We start from the raw sequence: 16,508 nt of genomic DNA on the forward strand, positions 1-16,508 counted from the left end.
TTTTTGTCATTTCGATTTCTATGATAAAGCCAAATCTTTTTTCAGGAGCTAATCCCGCTATCCGTTTCAATCTTTTGTGGCGAACCCCGCCACAAAAGGATTTCCACTTCTATCGGGGCTAGGGCACTCGTTTTCATAAGAATGTTTTTCATCTTGTTTTGTCATTTCGAGGAACGAGAAATCACATCCAGAGAGCGACGAACTGTGTGTCTTAACTTTATGTGATTTCTCGTTCCTCGAAATGACAAACTAAACGCAAAAAGTATCGGCATTTCAAACCCGACAGGTTTTTATCCCGAGGCTTCGGGACTGTCGGGTTTAACGCATCCTGTTCTAAATTACAAAATGAGGACAGATTTTATAATTCTTTTTAATCATTTAATCTGTGGCAAACATTTCACTACGCATTCCTACAAAATAAATTCAAGCTTTTTCTCTCTAAAACCAACCGCTAAGCAATTTTTCACTATCAGTAAAATCCTAAGTAGTTTTACGGTTTTTGAAAGCTGATTATTACATTTTTTTACAAACACCGTAGTCAAACCGTACCTCAAAATTGACATCTTCGATAGTTTATTTGTTAATATTGTCATCTTATTAATACAATATAGAACTGTTTTTTAAAAAATAGAAGATTTATTGTGTTAATGAGCTTTACTAACAAAAAACTAAAAAAAATGAAACAAAAAGACTTTTCTTTCGGCCGACCACCGGGAAGTAATTACTATTTTTTAAAAAGGTGTATTATTCTAATACTATTTTTTCTTACACCTTTTTTAAAACTTCAGGCACAATGCAACACTTTAGTTTGGGCTGATGAGTTTAACGGAACCACAGTAGATTTAACAAAATGGCAAAGTATTTCCGGAAACGGCTGTCCTTCGCTTTGCGGATTTGGAAATGCAGAAGCTCAGCGTTATGATCCAAATCAAGCGACAATTGTCAAAGAAGGTGCAGACAGTTATTTGAATATTCAGGCTAAATACGAGCCAAGTACATCATTTCCGCAACAGCCCTATTCTTCAGCCAAATTAACTACTGAAGGAAAATATGCCATAAAGTACGGAAGAATTGAAGCCCGCATGAAGTTATCTAACGGAATGGGAGCTTGGCCGGCATTCTGGATGTTGCCAGCAGGAACGTCAAATTGGCCTTATACCGGCGAAATTGATATCATGGAAGCCAAACACAGAAACCCAAAATCAATAGATGGAACCATTCATTATGACGGAGGCGGATATCATTATACAGGCAGAAGCTATACATCGCCAACAGATTTGTCTAATGAATTTCACGTCTATGCCGTAGAATGGGGACCAAATATTATCAAATGGTTTATTGATGGCAATTTATTTCATACCGCAACGCCACAAACAACAGTAAACGGCGGATGGCCTTTTAATGAGCAACAGTTTTATATTATTCTAAATCTGGCCGTTGGTAGTTTAGGAACGCCTTATACCAGTGTAAATGGTGCGGGAGTTGAGCCAATTCCGGCAGACTTTCCGGCAAAATTACAAGTAGATTATGTCCGTGTTTACAGCGGAAGTTTTAATTACGGCGTAGTTGGTGATGCAAAAGTGTATCAAAACGAAACTAATAAAACGTATTCTTTAAATGCGATTGCCGGTGCCACATACAACTGGACAGTTCCTGCAGGTGCCAGTATTACATCTGGACAAGGAACAAATACCATTACGGTTAACTGGGGAACATCCGGAGGAGATGTTGCCGTAGCTACAACAGTTTCAGGATGTACTTCAAATACTTATAAACTGGCCGTAGCAACAGAAGCCGTTTTGCCGGTCGAAAAAATCCATGAAGATTTTCAATCGAACCGAAATATAGTTTATGGTCTTAAAACGGGAGTTTTAACAGAAGCTACAGCAAACCCATCGGCAACAGGAATAAATACTTCTGCTTTGGTGGGGAAATATGTTCGTAACTCATCTGAATTATATGATGTTATGAATATTAAAAACGTGGTAATTAGCAATGCAAATGATTATGTATACGGAAGAAAAAGAATGTCTTTTGATATTTACACATCTGCACCGGTTGGTACAAAAATCTCCATGCAATTAGAAAATAGTTTGGTAACAACCGCTACCAATTTTCCGTCAGGAAGACATAGTGGTTACAAAGCAACAACAACGGTACAAAACAAATGGGAAACAATCGAATTTGAATTCGAAAAAGTAATCGACCTTAATACAAGTGCATTGACAATCAATACTGTAGTTTTTCTTTTTGAATCCAATTCAAATTCGGGAGCGACGTATTATTTTGATAATCTGCTAACAAAAGCGGCACCGGAAAAGCCAATTATTGCGACCGATGTTTTGCAAAACTACGACGGAATCAATAAAATCATTAAAGGAACTACGACTGGAACTTATTCTGTAGTAGCAAATCCGGGAGCAAATTCAGTTAACGCTTCCGCGAATGTGGCACGTTATGTTCGAAATGTAACCGAGCAATACGACGTTTTATTTTTCAATACACAAAGCACAATCGAAGATGCCGGTTTATTGAAAAATCAGACCAATAAAATCATGATTGATGTGTATACTTCGGCACCAATTGGTACAGTTGTAAGCTTGAATTTAGAGAATAGTGCGACATCGCTTCCTGCGAATTTTCCAATAGGAAGAAACAGTAACTATGTAGCGATCACGACCAAACAAAATCAATGGGAAACACTAACTTTCTATTACAATTCAAGTCCTGATGCAGGAACTTCAAATCTGGCAGTCAACCAAATGGTATTGTTATTTAATTCAGGTTCTTACACAAGCGACACTTATTATTTTGATAATATCAGAATTGGTTCAACCAAATTACCGGACACTTTTACGCCGGGCGTTGTGTACGAAGATTATCAAAACACACATAATATTACGTTTAGAGATGCCATCGGAACTTATACTGCAAACGTTGCAAATCCAAACGAAAGCGGAATTAATACCTCTTCAAATGTTGGGCGATATGTTAGAAAATCAACTGAATTGTATGATAATTTTTCGTTCAATACCACTTTAACCAATATTGGAGATTTCAAATCAGGAACTAAAAAGTTTGCGATGGATGTGTATACTTCAGCGCCGGTTGGATCTATAATTTCATGGCAGGCAGAAAGCAGCGCTTCGATTCCGTCCAATTATCCTGCGGGAAGACATAGCATTTACCAAGGTGTTGTAAAACAAAGCAATGCATGGCATACCGTAACTTTTACATATGCAAGTACTCCGGACGCTTCTACATTAGACAGCGATGTAAATCGTTTTGTATTCTTATTTGAACCTGGAACAAATTCAGGAAATACCTATTATTTTGATAATTTAAGAGCTTTAAATTTAGTTTCTACAGAAAATCCTCCGGCAACTTTACCTGCGCCTTGGGTAAGCACAGATTTAGGTGCTGTAACTCCGGCGGGAGAAGCAACACACGCCAGCGGAACTTTCACTATAAAAGGTTCAGGAACTGATATTTGGGAATCAAGTGATCAGTTTCAATATGTAAATCAATCTATTACAGGCGATGCTGAGATTATTGCCAGAGTAAATTCATTGACAAATACCAATACTTATGCAAAAGCAGGAGTGATGTTTAGAGAAACGCTTACGCCAACTTCTAAACATGCTATGACCACAATTACAGCTGCTGCAGGAGTAGAGTTTTTATCAAGAGATGCAGTTTCTGTAGCAACAATTCAACAGGGAGCGGCGGGAACCACTCCAAAATGGCTTCGCATTGTTCGTTCAGGAAATGTATTTACATCTTATTCATCGGATAACGGAACTACCTGGACACAACTTGGAACACCAAGAACGATTGCAATGGCGAACACGATTTATGTGGGAATGGCCGTGACTTCCCATGCAAATGGAACTTTGGCAACGGGAGTTTTCAGCGACGTAATTGTTCGAAATATTACACCTCCAAATAACAATGTCAATTTGGCTTTGGCCAAAACTGCAATAGCTTCAACAGAAGAAAATGCCACTTATTCTTCGGCGAAAGCCACAGACGGTGACGCAACAACAACAAGATGGGCGAGTAGTTTTGCCAATGCAAGCGAATGGATTTATGTTGATTTAGGATCTAATTACAACATTAATCGTGTGGTTTTAAAATGGGAAGCGGCTTTTGCAACCCAATATAAAATACAACTTTCTACAGATAATGTTTTCACAGAAAATGAAACCATAAATACGCAAACTGCAAGTGATGGCGGAACAGATGATTTAGCGGTAAGCGGAACAGGAAGATACCTGAGAATTTTATGTACTGCAAAAGCGCTGGCTCCGTACGGATATTCATTGTTTGAAATTGAAGCTTACGGATCTGCATCATCAGCTAAAATAACAAATGTTGTGGACGAAGCCGAAGTTGCCAATGCAGAATTTGTAATGTATCCAAATCCCGCAAGTAGTTATATTCAGGTTTCATTACCTGAAAAATTAGATCATAAAGTGATTACGATTTATGATAATTCAGGAACAGCTTTAATACAAACAAAAGTAGATGCTGATACACAGGAAAGCGTAATTGATATTAGCAGATTAACAAGAGGAATTTACATTCTGAATATTAAATCAGATCAAAAAAGCTGGACTAAAAAACTGATTAAGCAATAATTATGAATCCGTTTGGTGCAATGTCTTTGTTAGTTTTAGCATTGCACTTTACGGATCAATAAACGCTTTTCAAAAGCAATTTTTGATTTGAAAACTATTTAAGTAACCCCAAAATAATTAGATATGAATAAAATTAAACTTAGAATATCATCTTTGTTAACACTGTTTCTGGTGTTTTCAAACCTTATGTACGGCCAGGGTGCCATACCTTTTACAATCACAAATAGTTCTACATTTAATGACAGCGAATTGTACGTTGCCATTGTAGGTATCGATTATACAACCGGAAATCACGTTTGGGTCAATGCCAAAACGAGTCAGGTTTTGCCAATGAGTCCGTCTTATAATACTGTTACAGGACCAACAATTGGCGGGAATACCGGCCCGGGACAAAACTCAAAATATGCGGCTTGTTTTACCAAGTTAAGTGAAATCCCGAACAAAACTTTCACATTGCCCTTAATCGCAGGCTGTAGAGTTTTTATTGCCAAAGGGCAACAATTGTATTTTTACTTTTTTGGTGCCAATGGTGCGCCATCAGGATATACTTCGCCAAATCCTTTGAATGTTACAGATCCAAATCAGGGAATTTTATATGAAATCATCGAATTGACAAATAATCAATATGGTTTCTTCGGAAATCCTTCACGTGTGGATTCATATAAATATCCAATGGGATTAGAGTTATTCGGTGCAAACGGATATCAGAAAAAAGTGGGTGAATTAAAAAAACATGCTGATATCGTAGCTGCTTTTAAAGCCAATGTACCATCAGAATTTCAGGGTTGTGTAAATGATGCAACGGGAGAAATTACGGCACCTTCAAAAACGCCTGCTTTTGCAGATGGAACAGGAGGGACTACTGTAGGACCTCAGGCTAATTATTTAAAATCTTATATTGATGCCATTTGGAACAAATATAAAAACGAAGACTTAATATTTTATGCCGGAGACGCGGGAGTTTTCAAGGGAAGAGTTATTGGAGAACAACTGGAAATGGTGGGACAATCCGGTGGATTTGTAGGCCGTACAGGAAGAGTTCAGAACCGACCTACAACTCAGGAAGCACTTGAAGGAAAAGGCGTTCTGGACAGAAGATTGGTTGATGGAGATTTAGATTTGGTTATTCAGGCACAATTAACGGCGGCAATAAACAGACATGTTGTGAATACCACAACGCCAAATCCGGGTCAGCAAAACTGGTACGATGCTTCGAAATTTTATCAGGTGAATCCAACCAATCATTATTCTAAATTCTGGCATTTACCGGGAATCAGCATTGATAATTTGGCTTACGGTTTTGCTTATGATGATGTTGCAGATCAGTCGCCATCTCTTCATACACCACAGCCAACAAAAGTAATTGCTGTTTTTGGAGGATATGCCGGAACAGTTCCTTCGGTTCCTGCTACAACAGATGTTATTACGGTTTATAAAGATTGCAATTACGCAGGTTTTTCAGGAGGATTAACGATTGGAGATTACAATCTGGCTCGTTTAAATACTCTTGGGATTTTAAACGATGATATTTCTTCACTTAAAGTAGCAAAAGGATTTCAGGCAATTTTGTATCAGGATGATAATTTTACAGGAACTTCAACCGTAATTAATGCTGATAATACTTGTTTGAATACAACCTGGAATGACAAAGTAACTTCGATCAGAATTCTGGCAAATGGAGTTACCACTTTAGGAAATCAGACTTTCTATCTTCAAAACAGAAATAGTAATCTGAATATGGATGTTTGGAACGCAAGTACCGCAAACGCTGCAAATGTGGCGCAGGGAACTCCAAACTCAGCAAACAACCAGAAATTTACATTCACGCATTTAGGTGATGGATTGTATAAAATTATTGCTAACCACAGCGGTCAGTCTTTAGATGTAAATAATTTTAATAAAGATAATGGTGCCAATGTAGAGCAATATCCATACAATGCAACACCAAATCAGCAATTTGTATTGGTTGCTACAGGCGACGGATTTTATAAAATTGTAGCCAGACACAGCGGTAAATTAATAGAAGTTGCTGGTGCAAGCACTACAAATGGTGCCAATGTACAGCAATGGCAGGATAACGGACAAACTTGTGCGCAATGGAAATTGGTTGCAGCAACATCTTCACAAACGCCTGTTTTAATTCAGGCTGAAGATTATTCAGCCATGAACGGAATTCAGGTGGAAGCAACAACGGATACCGGAGGAGGTTCGAATGTTGGTTATACAGAAACAGGCGACTGGTTGGCGTATAACAGCATTAATTTCCCAACAACAGGTTCTTATTTAATTGAATACAGAGTTGCAAGTGGTGTAACTGGCGGTAAATTATCTTCTGATTTAAATGGTGGAACGATTGTTTTAGGAAATGTTGATATCCCAAATACCGGAGGATGGCAAAACTGGCAAACGGTTTCCCAAACAGTAAACGTAAATGCAGGAACGTACAATTTTGGAATCTATATTCAGAATACGGGAATGAACATCAACTGGATTAAAATCACAAAAGTGGGTGCTGGTTTAGCTGCAAAAACACTTTCGACAGAAACAATTGAAGAAGGACCAGATACGGCATTAAACGTTTATCCAAGTCCGGCAGAAAGCACACTTTATTTTACAACTGCTGTAAGCAGTGAAAATGCAAGTATTGTAGACGCTCAAAGTGGAAATACAGTTTCAAAACAAAAAATTAGCAATAACAGCGTAGATGTTTCTCAACTTAAAAAAGGAATTTATCTAATTGTTTTAGAAAAAGATGGCCAAAGAACGGTAAAACGTTTTATCAAAAAATAGTTTTAAAAGAGATTTTAGATCGCAGACTTTAGGTTAAGATTAGATAATAATCTGAAATCTAAAGTCTAAAATCTAAAATTATATTTTCTCCCCGAAAATTAAATATCTATTAATCTATTAAAAAATGTTACTATGAAAAACAATTACAAAGTGATCCAGCTAAAATGGATCTTAATTTTGGTTCTGGGTGTAGTTAATTTATCAATCGCCCAAAAAAAGTAATCGCTTACATTCCCAATTGGATTGATTTGAATTCATTTTCGAGCACTATTCAGTACAGCAAATTAACGCACATAAATATTGCGTTTGAAAATCCGGATGCCAACGGATATTTAACTTTCAATTCAGGATCAAACACAATTATTAATGCGGCTCACGCTCAAAACGTAAAAGTTTTTGTTTCGCTTGGCGGAGGCGCAATTTCTGAAGGTGGCGCTATTCGTGATAATTATTTTAATTTGATTACGCCTGGCAACAGAACAGCTTTTATCCAAAAGATCTACGATTATGTGATAGCGCATAATTTTGACGGAGTCGATGTAGATTTAGAAGGCCCTGCAATTAACGGTGATTACGGAGGGTTTGTAATTGCTTTAGCGAATAAATTGCATTCAGGAGGAAAACAAATTACAGCAGCACTTTCTGAAGGTTACGGTGGTGCCAATGTGCCTTCATCTACTTTTGCGGCTTATGACTGGATCAACATTATGGCGTACGATGCAACAGGTCCTTGGGCACCAGGAAATCCAGGACAGCACTCTCCGTACAGTATGGCTGTAAACCAGTTTAATTACTGGACAGGAAGAGGTTTACCGGCAAGTAAAGCCATTATCGGACTTCCGTTTTACGGTTATGGTTTTGGAGCTTCTGCTAATCAGGGAATTTCTTTTGCGAATATTGTAGCACAATATCCGGGAGCAGAAAATCAGGATCAGGTAGGAAATACGATTTATTATAACGGAATACCAACCATAAAAGCAAAAACTACTTTCGCAATTCAAAATGCGGGTGGTGTTATGATTTGGGAATTATCGCAAGATGCAACCGGATCAAAATCTTTATTGACAGCCGTAAATCAGGTTATTACGGGAAGTCAGCCACCAGTTGGCGGCGGAACTTTAATTCAGGCCGAAAGTTTCTCTTCAATGAGCGGAATTCAAACCGAAGCAACAACAGATACTGGCGGAGGTTTAAATGTAGGTTACGCAGATACGGGAGACTGGCTGGCGTATTACAATGTTAATTTTCCAACATCTGGTTCTTATGTTATCGAATATAGAGTAGCGAGTGCTGTTTCAGGAGGAAGATTATCTTCTGATTTAAGTGCCGGAACCATTCAGCTTGGTGCTGTTGATGTACCAAATACCGGAGGATGGCAAAACTGGCAGACGATCACTCAAACCGTAAACGTAAATGCAGGAACATACAACTTCGGGATATATGTTCAAAATACAGGTTTTAATTTAAATTGGTTCAGAATCACAAAATCAGGTTCGGCTTTAGCTGCAAAATCAGCTGCAACAGACAAAATCGAAAGTTTAACCGTTTACCCAAGTCCAACAGAAAGTGAACTTTTCTTTTCTGCAGAAATTTCAGGAGCAAACGTGAGCGTAATCAATTCTCAGGATGGGGCTACGGTTTCTTCACAAAAAGCCAACAGCAACAGTATTGATGTTGCAGGTTTAAAAAGCGGAATTTATTTGATTTTGGTAGAAAAAGACGGAGTTAAAACGGTAAGACGTTTTATTAAAAAATAAGGATGAAGAAATATATACAAGTCTTAAGTAATTCAAAGTTACTGATACTAACATTTATTTTCTTTGCTTTAAGCGGCCAGGCTCAGGTTATCATGTTTGATGATTTTAATTATTCCGGTAATACAGATCCGCAATTGGCATCGTTTAACAAATGGCAAATTATTAATGGCGTAAGTGGACCTCCGGAAGGAGCCACTTACAGCCGTAATAACGTTAATTTTATTACAGACCCGAATGACGCATCGAATAAGTTAATGACTTTAAAAACAACCGTTAATGGTCAGTCAAAAGCGATAACACATTCCAGAATAGAAAGTTCGTATGAATATTTTGAAGGAACGTATGCATCAAGAGTATATTTATCAGATGAAGCTTTTGCGAGTAAAGATGCCAATATACAGACGTTTTTTACCATTGTAAGTTCAGCACTTGCTCAGGATGGTTCAAAATATAGTGAATTGGATATCATTGAATATATGGCTGCTGATAAATGGGGTGTTTCTCCGGATAACAGAGTAGGATATACAACCTCTTATCACAAATATATCGCAAATCCATGGAAGCCATGGAAAACCTATTCGACCCAGCAAAAATCATTAGCCGGGTGGCATACCTTTATTGCTACATGTACAGATGGCGTGAATATTAGATATTATATGGATAACACGCTTATTGCAACGCATTCTGTTACAGACAATGAAACTCAGGCAGGTCTTTCGGTTTATCCCAGAAGTACGATGCAGATCGCATTTGCAAACTGGATTTGGAACAATGTATTAGGTATCGGAACTGGTAACAGAGAAAATACTTTCATGACCGACTGGGTTTTATATTATAAAAACACAGCAGTAGATCTGGCTCAGATTAATACTTTGGTTGCCAGTTATAAAGCACAAGGATTGAAAAAGAAGAAATCTGGCTGGACAAACCTTTTATGACACACCGCAAAGTGGTGTTGCCACAGTGTATAAAGATTGCAATTATGGCGGATATGCTGTGAGTTTACCAGCTGGCAACTATACTTTAGCTAATTTACAGGCGAAAGGAATTTTAGATAATGATATTTCTTCGCTTAAAGTACAAACCGGTTATGAAGTAGTGCTTTATGCAAATGATAATTTTGCTGGTTCTTCTGCTATTATTACTTCAGATAATACGTGTCTGGTGGCTAATAGTTTCAATGATATTGCTAGTTCTGTAAGAGTTAGGGCAGTAACCAATTCTTCTCCTTCAATATTGATTGAAGCGGAGAACTATATCAGCATGAGCGGAATTCAAACCGAAGCAACCACAGATACAGGCGGAGGTTTAAATGTAGGTTATGCCGATACGGCTGACTGGTTGTCTTACAGCAACATCAATTTTCCAACATCTGGTTCTTATTTAATTGAATACAGAGTAGCAAGTGGTGTCAGCGGAGCAATCATTTCTTCAGATTTAAGTGCAGGAACGATTCAGCTTGGTGCTGTTAATATTCCGAATACCGGAGGATGGCAAAACTGGCAAACCGTATCTCAAACCGTAAATTTAAACGCCGGAACGTATAATTTCGGAATTTATATTCAGAACACGGGTGTGAATATCAACTGGATCAGAATCACGAAATCGGCATCGGCTTTAGCAGCAAAATCAGATTCAACAGATAAAATTGAAAGTTTGACTGTTTATCCAAATCCGACAGAATCAGAGCTTTTCTTTTCTGCAGAAATTATAGGAGCAAATTTAAGCATTATCAATTCTCAGGATGGCGCTACTGTTTCTTCGCAAAAAGCCAATAGAAACAGTATTGATGTTGCCGGTTTAAAAAGCGGAGTTTATTTGATTTTGGTCGAAAAAGACGGAATCAAAACGGTGCGACGTTTTATTAAGAAATAAGGATTTAATTAAAAATTGAGAATTAAAAATTAAAAATTTCATTAGCTGTGTTATAGTATTAAAAAGATTTTTTCACGCAGATTTTGCAGATTGTGGCAGATTTTTATTTAGCCTCTTTCCGTGTGGTTTTTCATTTCGAGGAACGAGAAATCACACCGAGTGAGCGACGTACTGTGTGTCTTCACTTTATTTGATTTCTCCTCCGTCGAAATGACAAAAATGAGAATAAAATCTGCTCAATCTGCAAAATCTGCGTGAAAAATAAATGACACAATATTTTAAAAAGTAACCCCAAACCTCAAATATTATATGAAAAACAATTACAGATTTCGGTTAAGTTTATTTGTTTTTATTGCTTTTAGCAGTTTCGCCGTGGCGCAGACTTCTTTAGGTTCAAGTAAAACTTTTATGAACACTTTAAAGAACGGACTCGCAACTACGGCTTCAAAAAGTACGGCTGAGAAAACCGTTTTGCTTCAGGCGGAGCGTAAAAACTTCGACGCAAAAGTCAATTACAAAAAATCAGATGCTTCAAGTGAGTTTTTGATTGGAGAAATTAAGAATGTTCCAGAATCGTCTTTTTATATTAAAGTGATGGATAAATCGCTGGAAGGTCACATTATTTTAAAGAAAACAAAAGAAGCTTACAAATATTATTCGGACGCCAGCGGAAATGCTTTTGTATCGAAAGTAGATATCAATACGCTGATTTGCGTGAACTATGAAAATGTTCCTGAAAAAAGTCAAATAACAAGTAAAACAGCAGCAGCTCAAATTGCTCAGGCCTTGTTGAATTTGCAAAGTTTACCTGGTGCGGCAGGCTGTGTTTTTTTAGATTTTGACGGATACAATATGCCGGCAGGAAATCTTTGGAACAACGGAAACGCGATCAACGCAGCGCCATCCGGAATGAGCGATGCAGCCGTTCAGGAACATTGGGAAGTGGTCGCTGAAGACTACAGACCTTTCAACGTGAATGTTACAACAAGTGAAGCTGTTTTTAACTCATACCCAAGAAACAGAAGAATGCGTGTGGTGGTAACTCCAACCAATACTGCGGCCCCGGGGGCGGGGGGAGTAGCGTATATTGGTTCCTTCAATTGGGACAACGATGTACCTTGCTGGGTATTTATTACCTCGGGTAAATCTGGTGGAGATGCCTCTGCGCATGAAGTTGGCCATACTTTTGACCTTGGCCATGACGGACGTACAAATCCTGCAGAAGATTATTTCGTAGGGATAAACAATACTTCGTGGGCGCCAATTATGGGTGCAGGATATTACAGACCTGTGGTTCAGTGGAGTAAAGGCGAATACGATTATGCTAACAACAAACAAGATGATGTTGCGATTATTGCAAGTAATAAATTCGGAGTAGGTTACAGAGGAGATGATTACGGAAACACTACAGCTTCTGCAGCCACTTTAGATTATAACGCAAGCGGAGCCATCAACCAAAAAATGGAATTATTTCCAGCGAAGCCGATTATGATTTCTTTACGTTTACAACAGGCGGAGGAAATGTTTCGATCAATGCAAATACCGTTTCCAGACATGGAAATCTGCATCTTTTAATTCGCTTATACAATTCAGCGGGAGCAGAAATGGGAACGTACTGGAACTCTGATCCGTTTGCTTTAAACGCTTCTATGAATGTGAATTTGCCAGCTGGAAAATACTTTATTGGTGTTGATGGCAACGGTGCCGGAAGTGCTGGTTATGGCGGATATTCGGCTTATGGCTCTATCGGAAGTTATACGGTTACAGGAACAATTCCGCCGGGAGGAAATATAGCTGCTTCAACAGATGTGATTACGGCTTATAAAGATTGTAACTACACCGGATTTTCTGGCGGATTAACAATTGGTGATTACAATTTAGCACGTTTAAATTCTTTGGGAATTTTAAATGATGATATTTCTTCATTAAGAATCACGCAGGGATTTCAGGCAATTTTATATCAGGACGATAATTTTACGGGAGCTTCAACTGTAATTAATTCTGATAATTCTTGTTTGAACACAACCTGGAATGATAAAGTGAGTTCGATTAGAATTCTTGCAAACGGAGTTACCACTTTAGGAAATCAAACTTTCTTTTTGCAAAACAGAAACAGCAGTTTAAACATGGATGTCTGGAATGCAAGTTTATCAAATGGTGCCAATGTGGCTCAGGGAACTGCAAATTCGGCTACAAATCAAAAGTTTACGTTCACCCATTTAGGCGACGGTTTGTATAAAATTATTGCCAATCATAGCGGTCAGTCTTTAGATGTAAATAATTTTAATAAAGACAATGGTGCCAATGTAGAGCAATATCCGTACAACGGAACTACAAATCAACAGTTTATATTGTTTTCTACCGGAGATGGATTTTATAAAATTATTGCCAGACATAGCGGTAAATTAGTTGAGGTTGCGGGTGCAAGCACAACAAATGGTGCCAACGTACAGCAATGGCAGGATAATGGACAGATTTGCGGACAATGGAAATTAATTTCAACAACAACTGCGCAAACTTCAACCCTAATTCAGGCTGAGGATTATTCTGCTATGAGCGGAATTCAGACCGAAGTTACAACGGATACGGGCGGAGGCTCAAATGTTGGTTATACAGAAACGGGAGATTGGCTGGCCTATAATAATATTAATTTCCCAACAACAGGTTCTTATTTAATTGAATACAGAATAGCGAGCGGGGTTGCAGGTGGCAGATTATCATCTGATTTAAACGGTGGCACAATTATTTTAGGAAATGTTGATATTCCCAATACCGGAGGATGGCAAAATTGGCAAACCGTAACACAAACGGTTAGCGTAAATGCCGGAACTTATAATTTTGGAATCTATATTCAAAATACGGGAATGAACATTAACTGGATCAGGATTACCAAAATTGGCGCAGCAGCAACTCCTGTAGCTTCGTCTATTACTGTTGAAGATGAGGTAAATTCAGTTGCTTTAAACGTATATCCAAATCCGGTTACAGATATACTTTTCTTTACTACAGATGTAGTGGGAGGAAACGTAAGCGTGGTAGATTCCCAAACAGGAAGTTTGGTTGTGTCACAAAAAATCAACGACAATAATCTAAATGTTTCGGGTCTAAGAAACGGAATTTATCTTATTGTTTTTGAGAAATATGGAACTAAAACGATCAAACGTTTTATTAAAAAGTAAGAGTTAGTTATGAATTATGAGTTATAAATTATGGCTTGTAATTTTAGTTAAAAGGCTGCCGTTTAAACGGCAGCCTTTTCTATTATAATGTAATTATAAGTTATTGTTTTGAGTTAAATTTTGTGATTTTTCACTACTAACTCAAAACTCATAATTTATAATTCAAAACTCATTTTTTCGTTTTCTCCAATTCTCCAATAAACGGAATTTCGTCCTGAACTGCAGATCGTATTGTAGTTTGAAAATACTGCTCTAACTGGATAAATTTTGCAGCATTAATTGGTCCAATTGCTTTTTTTGCTTTGCCGTAAGCTTTAGATAAAAGCTTTTCAAAATCAACATTGTTTTTCAAATTATTTTTTGCCAGTTCATCTGCTTTTTCATCCGTAATTTTATCATAATTGATAGCGTAGTCGTTTATTAGTTGTATTTTTTTCTGACCCAAAGCTTTGCGCTCGGCTTCATAATTATCGTAGACAGCCTGAAATGCTGTAGCTTGTGGTTCTGCCAAATTCAAATAATCTTTTATAATATCTCCTTTAGATTTTCCGTAAAGACTTTGCACAAGTATCACATCATCTGTAGATTGAGCAGATAAGATCGTAGAAATAAGAAGGGCTGACAATAGAAATAATTTTTTCATAATTTGAAGTTTTATTTTAGTTGAAAAATATTTGATAGATTATTTTTTATTTACTGAAATCATAACTTAAAGTTGCTCCTAAACCAAATTGATAGGTGGCTACAAAATCTGTTACACCAACCGGACCATAATAAGTCCAGTAATAACTGGTACCAACTGAGGCGGACATAGATTGCAAATAAGCATTTAAATTGATAGACCAAGGCGAAGAAGTTTTAATTTTTACACCACCTTTTATTTCCCAGGCAAAATAATTTTCGGTTCCGCTTTGAGGTGTTTCAAGAAAAGTAATACCGGCACCGGCACCAAGATAGGGCATCACGTTAGAACCAATATCAAAATAATGTGCGTAATCAACTAAAATATAGTTTAATGCACCTTTATCATCTCCGGCATTAAGTTGCGTTCCTAAGGGACCATATAAAGGCAATTTTGTATCGAGTCTGTTGTATTTTAATTCGATAGAACTATTTTCTACAATAAAATACTCGAAACCGATACCATATTCAAAACCGTCTTCTACATAAGCATAAGAGTTATCATATTCTACTTTATCCTGAAAGGCATAACCTGCATATAAATTAAGCAGAAATGAGTTTGAAGTTTGTGCTTTTGCAAAAATTGAAAATAAAAAAATAACGAATAATAGATTACACTTTTTCATAATTTTAGTTTTAATTTGATTTGTAATTAGTTCTTGTTAAAGACTTAACAGGGGATTTTAAAATTATAATTCAAAATTAATTTTAGTTATTTAGAAAAAGTATTTAAACGCCGCAACTTGGTTTCACTTTAGAAAATGAAACAAGATTGTAGTGAAATTCGTTCAATAAAAAATAACAAAGTCCGTTTCAAATTAATGAAACGGACTTTGTTTTCCTTGTTGATATACTTTGCGTAGACACACTGCTGTGTGCCTCTACGATATACATTGTGTATATATTTCGTATAAAATTATTTGAAATGCTTAAAAAATTAATTCGAAAATATTTTCATTATTCTGAATTCTAATTTCGGTTGGATTACTTTGAGACGGAGTTTGCGTTGGATACCAGTTTCTGTTTGGTTTTACGATAATTAGTAAACCTTCATCATCTCCCAGAGCAGAAAAAACTTCGCTATTATTATTTTTAGAAAAGAATTCTAACGCATGTTTTTCGATTAATTGATTTCCTAATTCCAACGAATTTTCGGTTACAATTCCAATTTCGCTAATGTTTAAAATTAATTTAGAACTGAAATTTTCTGTTGAAGCATTTTCAAGATCATATCGGGAAATAAACTCCAATAAATTGCCATTATTATCATAGAAATAAACCGCATTGGCATTCCATGCCTCAAAATTGGCGATCACGTTTTGATCTTCAATTACAATTAACCCCACTTTGTTTTTACACCATTCGATAGCTTCCTCAAGTTTATTTTCCGGAATATTAAAAGCAAAATGATAAATAGAATTAAAAGTTGAATTTTCTATAAATTTTAAAATAGAATTCCCTGCCTGAATTGTAACCCATTTTGAGTTTTTTTCTATGATGGAAAGCCCAAGAATGTCCTGATAAAATGCAGTTGTTTTCTGAATATTATTGGTCTGAATTTGTATTTGTTCTAGTTTCATGTGAGG

10 protein-coding genes are annotated in these 16,508 nt (G+C 36.9%); 7 read left to right on the forward strand and 3 right to left on the reverse strand.

Annotation, left to right across the window (positions count from 1 at the left end; all coding sequences use genetic code 11):
- Positions 1 to 677: 677 nt before the first annotated feature.
- From ACZZZT_RS14175 to ACZZZT_RS14205, 7 genes are all read left to right on the forward strand, one after another.
- Positions 678 to 4,640: a family 16 glycosylhydrolase gene (locus ACZZZT_RS14175; RefSeq protein WP_463460856.1), complete on the forward strand. Its 3,963-nt coding sequence runs from the start codon at positions 678 to 680 to the stop codon at positions 4,638 to 4,640.
- 123 nt (positions 4,641 to 4,763) lie between these two features.
- Positions 4,764 to 7,430, forward strand: a complete 2,667-nt coding sequence (locus ACZZZT_RS14180) for a beta-1,3-glucanase family protein (protein ID WP_463460857.1) — start codon at positions 4,764 to 4,766, stop codon at positions 7,428 to 7,430.
- 248 nt (positions 7,431 to 7,678) lie between these two features.
- Positions 7,679 to 9,187 carry a glycosyl hydrolase family 18 protein gene (locus tag ACZZZT_RS14185; protein ID WP_463460858.1) on the forward strand — a complete coding sequence of 503 codons (1,509 nt, stop codon included), beginning with the start codon at positions 7,679 to 7,681 and terminating at the stop codon, positions 9,185 to 9,187.
- A 2-nt stretch (positions 9,188 to 9,189) separates the two neighbouring features.
- On the forward strand, positions 9,190 to 10,125 hold the full coding sequence (locus tag ACZZZT_RS14190) for a glycoside hydrolase family 16 protein (RefSeq protein WP_463460859.1): 936 nt from the start codon (positions 9,190 to 9,192) through the stop codon (positions 10,123 to 10,125).
- A gap of 25 nt (positions 10,126 to 10,150) precedes the next feature.
- Positions 10,151 to 11,062, forward strand: coding sequence for a carbohydrate-binding protein (locus ACZZZT_RS14195; protein WP_463460860.1), 912 nt, complete (start codon positions 10,151 to 10,153; stop codon positions 11,060 to 11,062).
- A gap of 309 nt (positions 11,063 to 11,371) precedes the next feature.
- Positions 11,372 to 12,637 (forward strand): hypothetical protein, encoded by a 1,266-nt coding sequence (locus ACZZZT_RS14200; RefSeq protein WP_463460861.1) that lies wholly within the window; start codon positions 11,372 to 11,374, stop codon positions 12,635 to 12,637.
- Positions 12,638 to 12,666: 29 nt separating this feature from the next.
- A complete protein-coding gene (locus ACZZZT_RS14205) occupies positions 12,667 to 14,241 on the forward strand; it encodes an RICIN domain-containing protein (protein ID WP_463460862.1) in 1,575 nt (524 codons plus the stop codon).
- A 169-nt stretch (positions 14,242 to 14,410) separates the two neighbouring features.
- On the opposite strand, the gene ACZZZT_RS14210 is transcribed toward ACZZZT_RS14205, so the two are convergent.
- The 3 genes from ACZZZT_RS14210 to ACZZZT_RS14220 form a co-directional block, all read right to left on the reverse strand.
- Positions 14,411 to 14,884: a hypothetical protein gene (locus ACZZZT_RS14210; protein WP_463460863.1), complete on the reverse strand. Its 474-nt coding sequence runs from the start codon at positions 14,882 to 14,884 to the stop codon at positions 14,411 to 14,413.
- A gap of 46 nt (positions 14,885 to 14,930) precedes the next feature.
- Positions 14,931 to 15,548: a porin family protein gene (locus ACZZZT_RS14215; RefSeq protein WP_463460864.1), complete on the reverse strand. Its 618-nt coding sequence runs from the start codon at positions 15,546 to 15,548 to the stop codon at positions 14,931 to 14,933.
- A 303-nt stretch (positions 15,549 to 15,851) separates the two neighbouring features.
- Positions 15,852 to 16,502, reverse strand: coding sequence for a VOC family protein (locus tag ACZZZT_RS14220; protein ID WP_463460865.1), 651 nt, complete (start codon positions 16,500 to 16,502; stop codon positions 15,852 to 15,854).
- Between the last annotated feature and the right edge of the window lie 6 nt (positions 16,503 to 16,508).

The sequence above is a fragment of the Flavobacterium sp. AC274 genome (assembly GCF_979258275.1).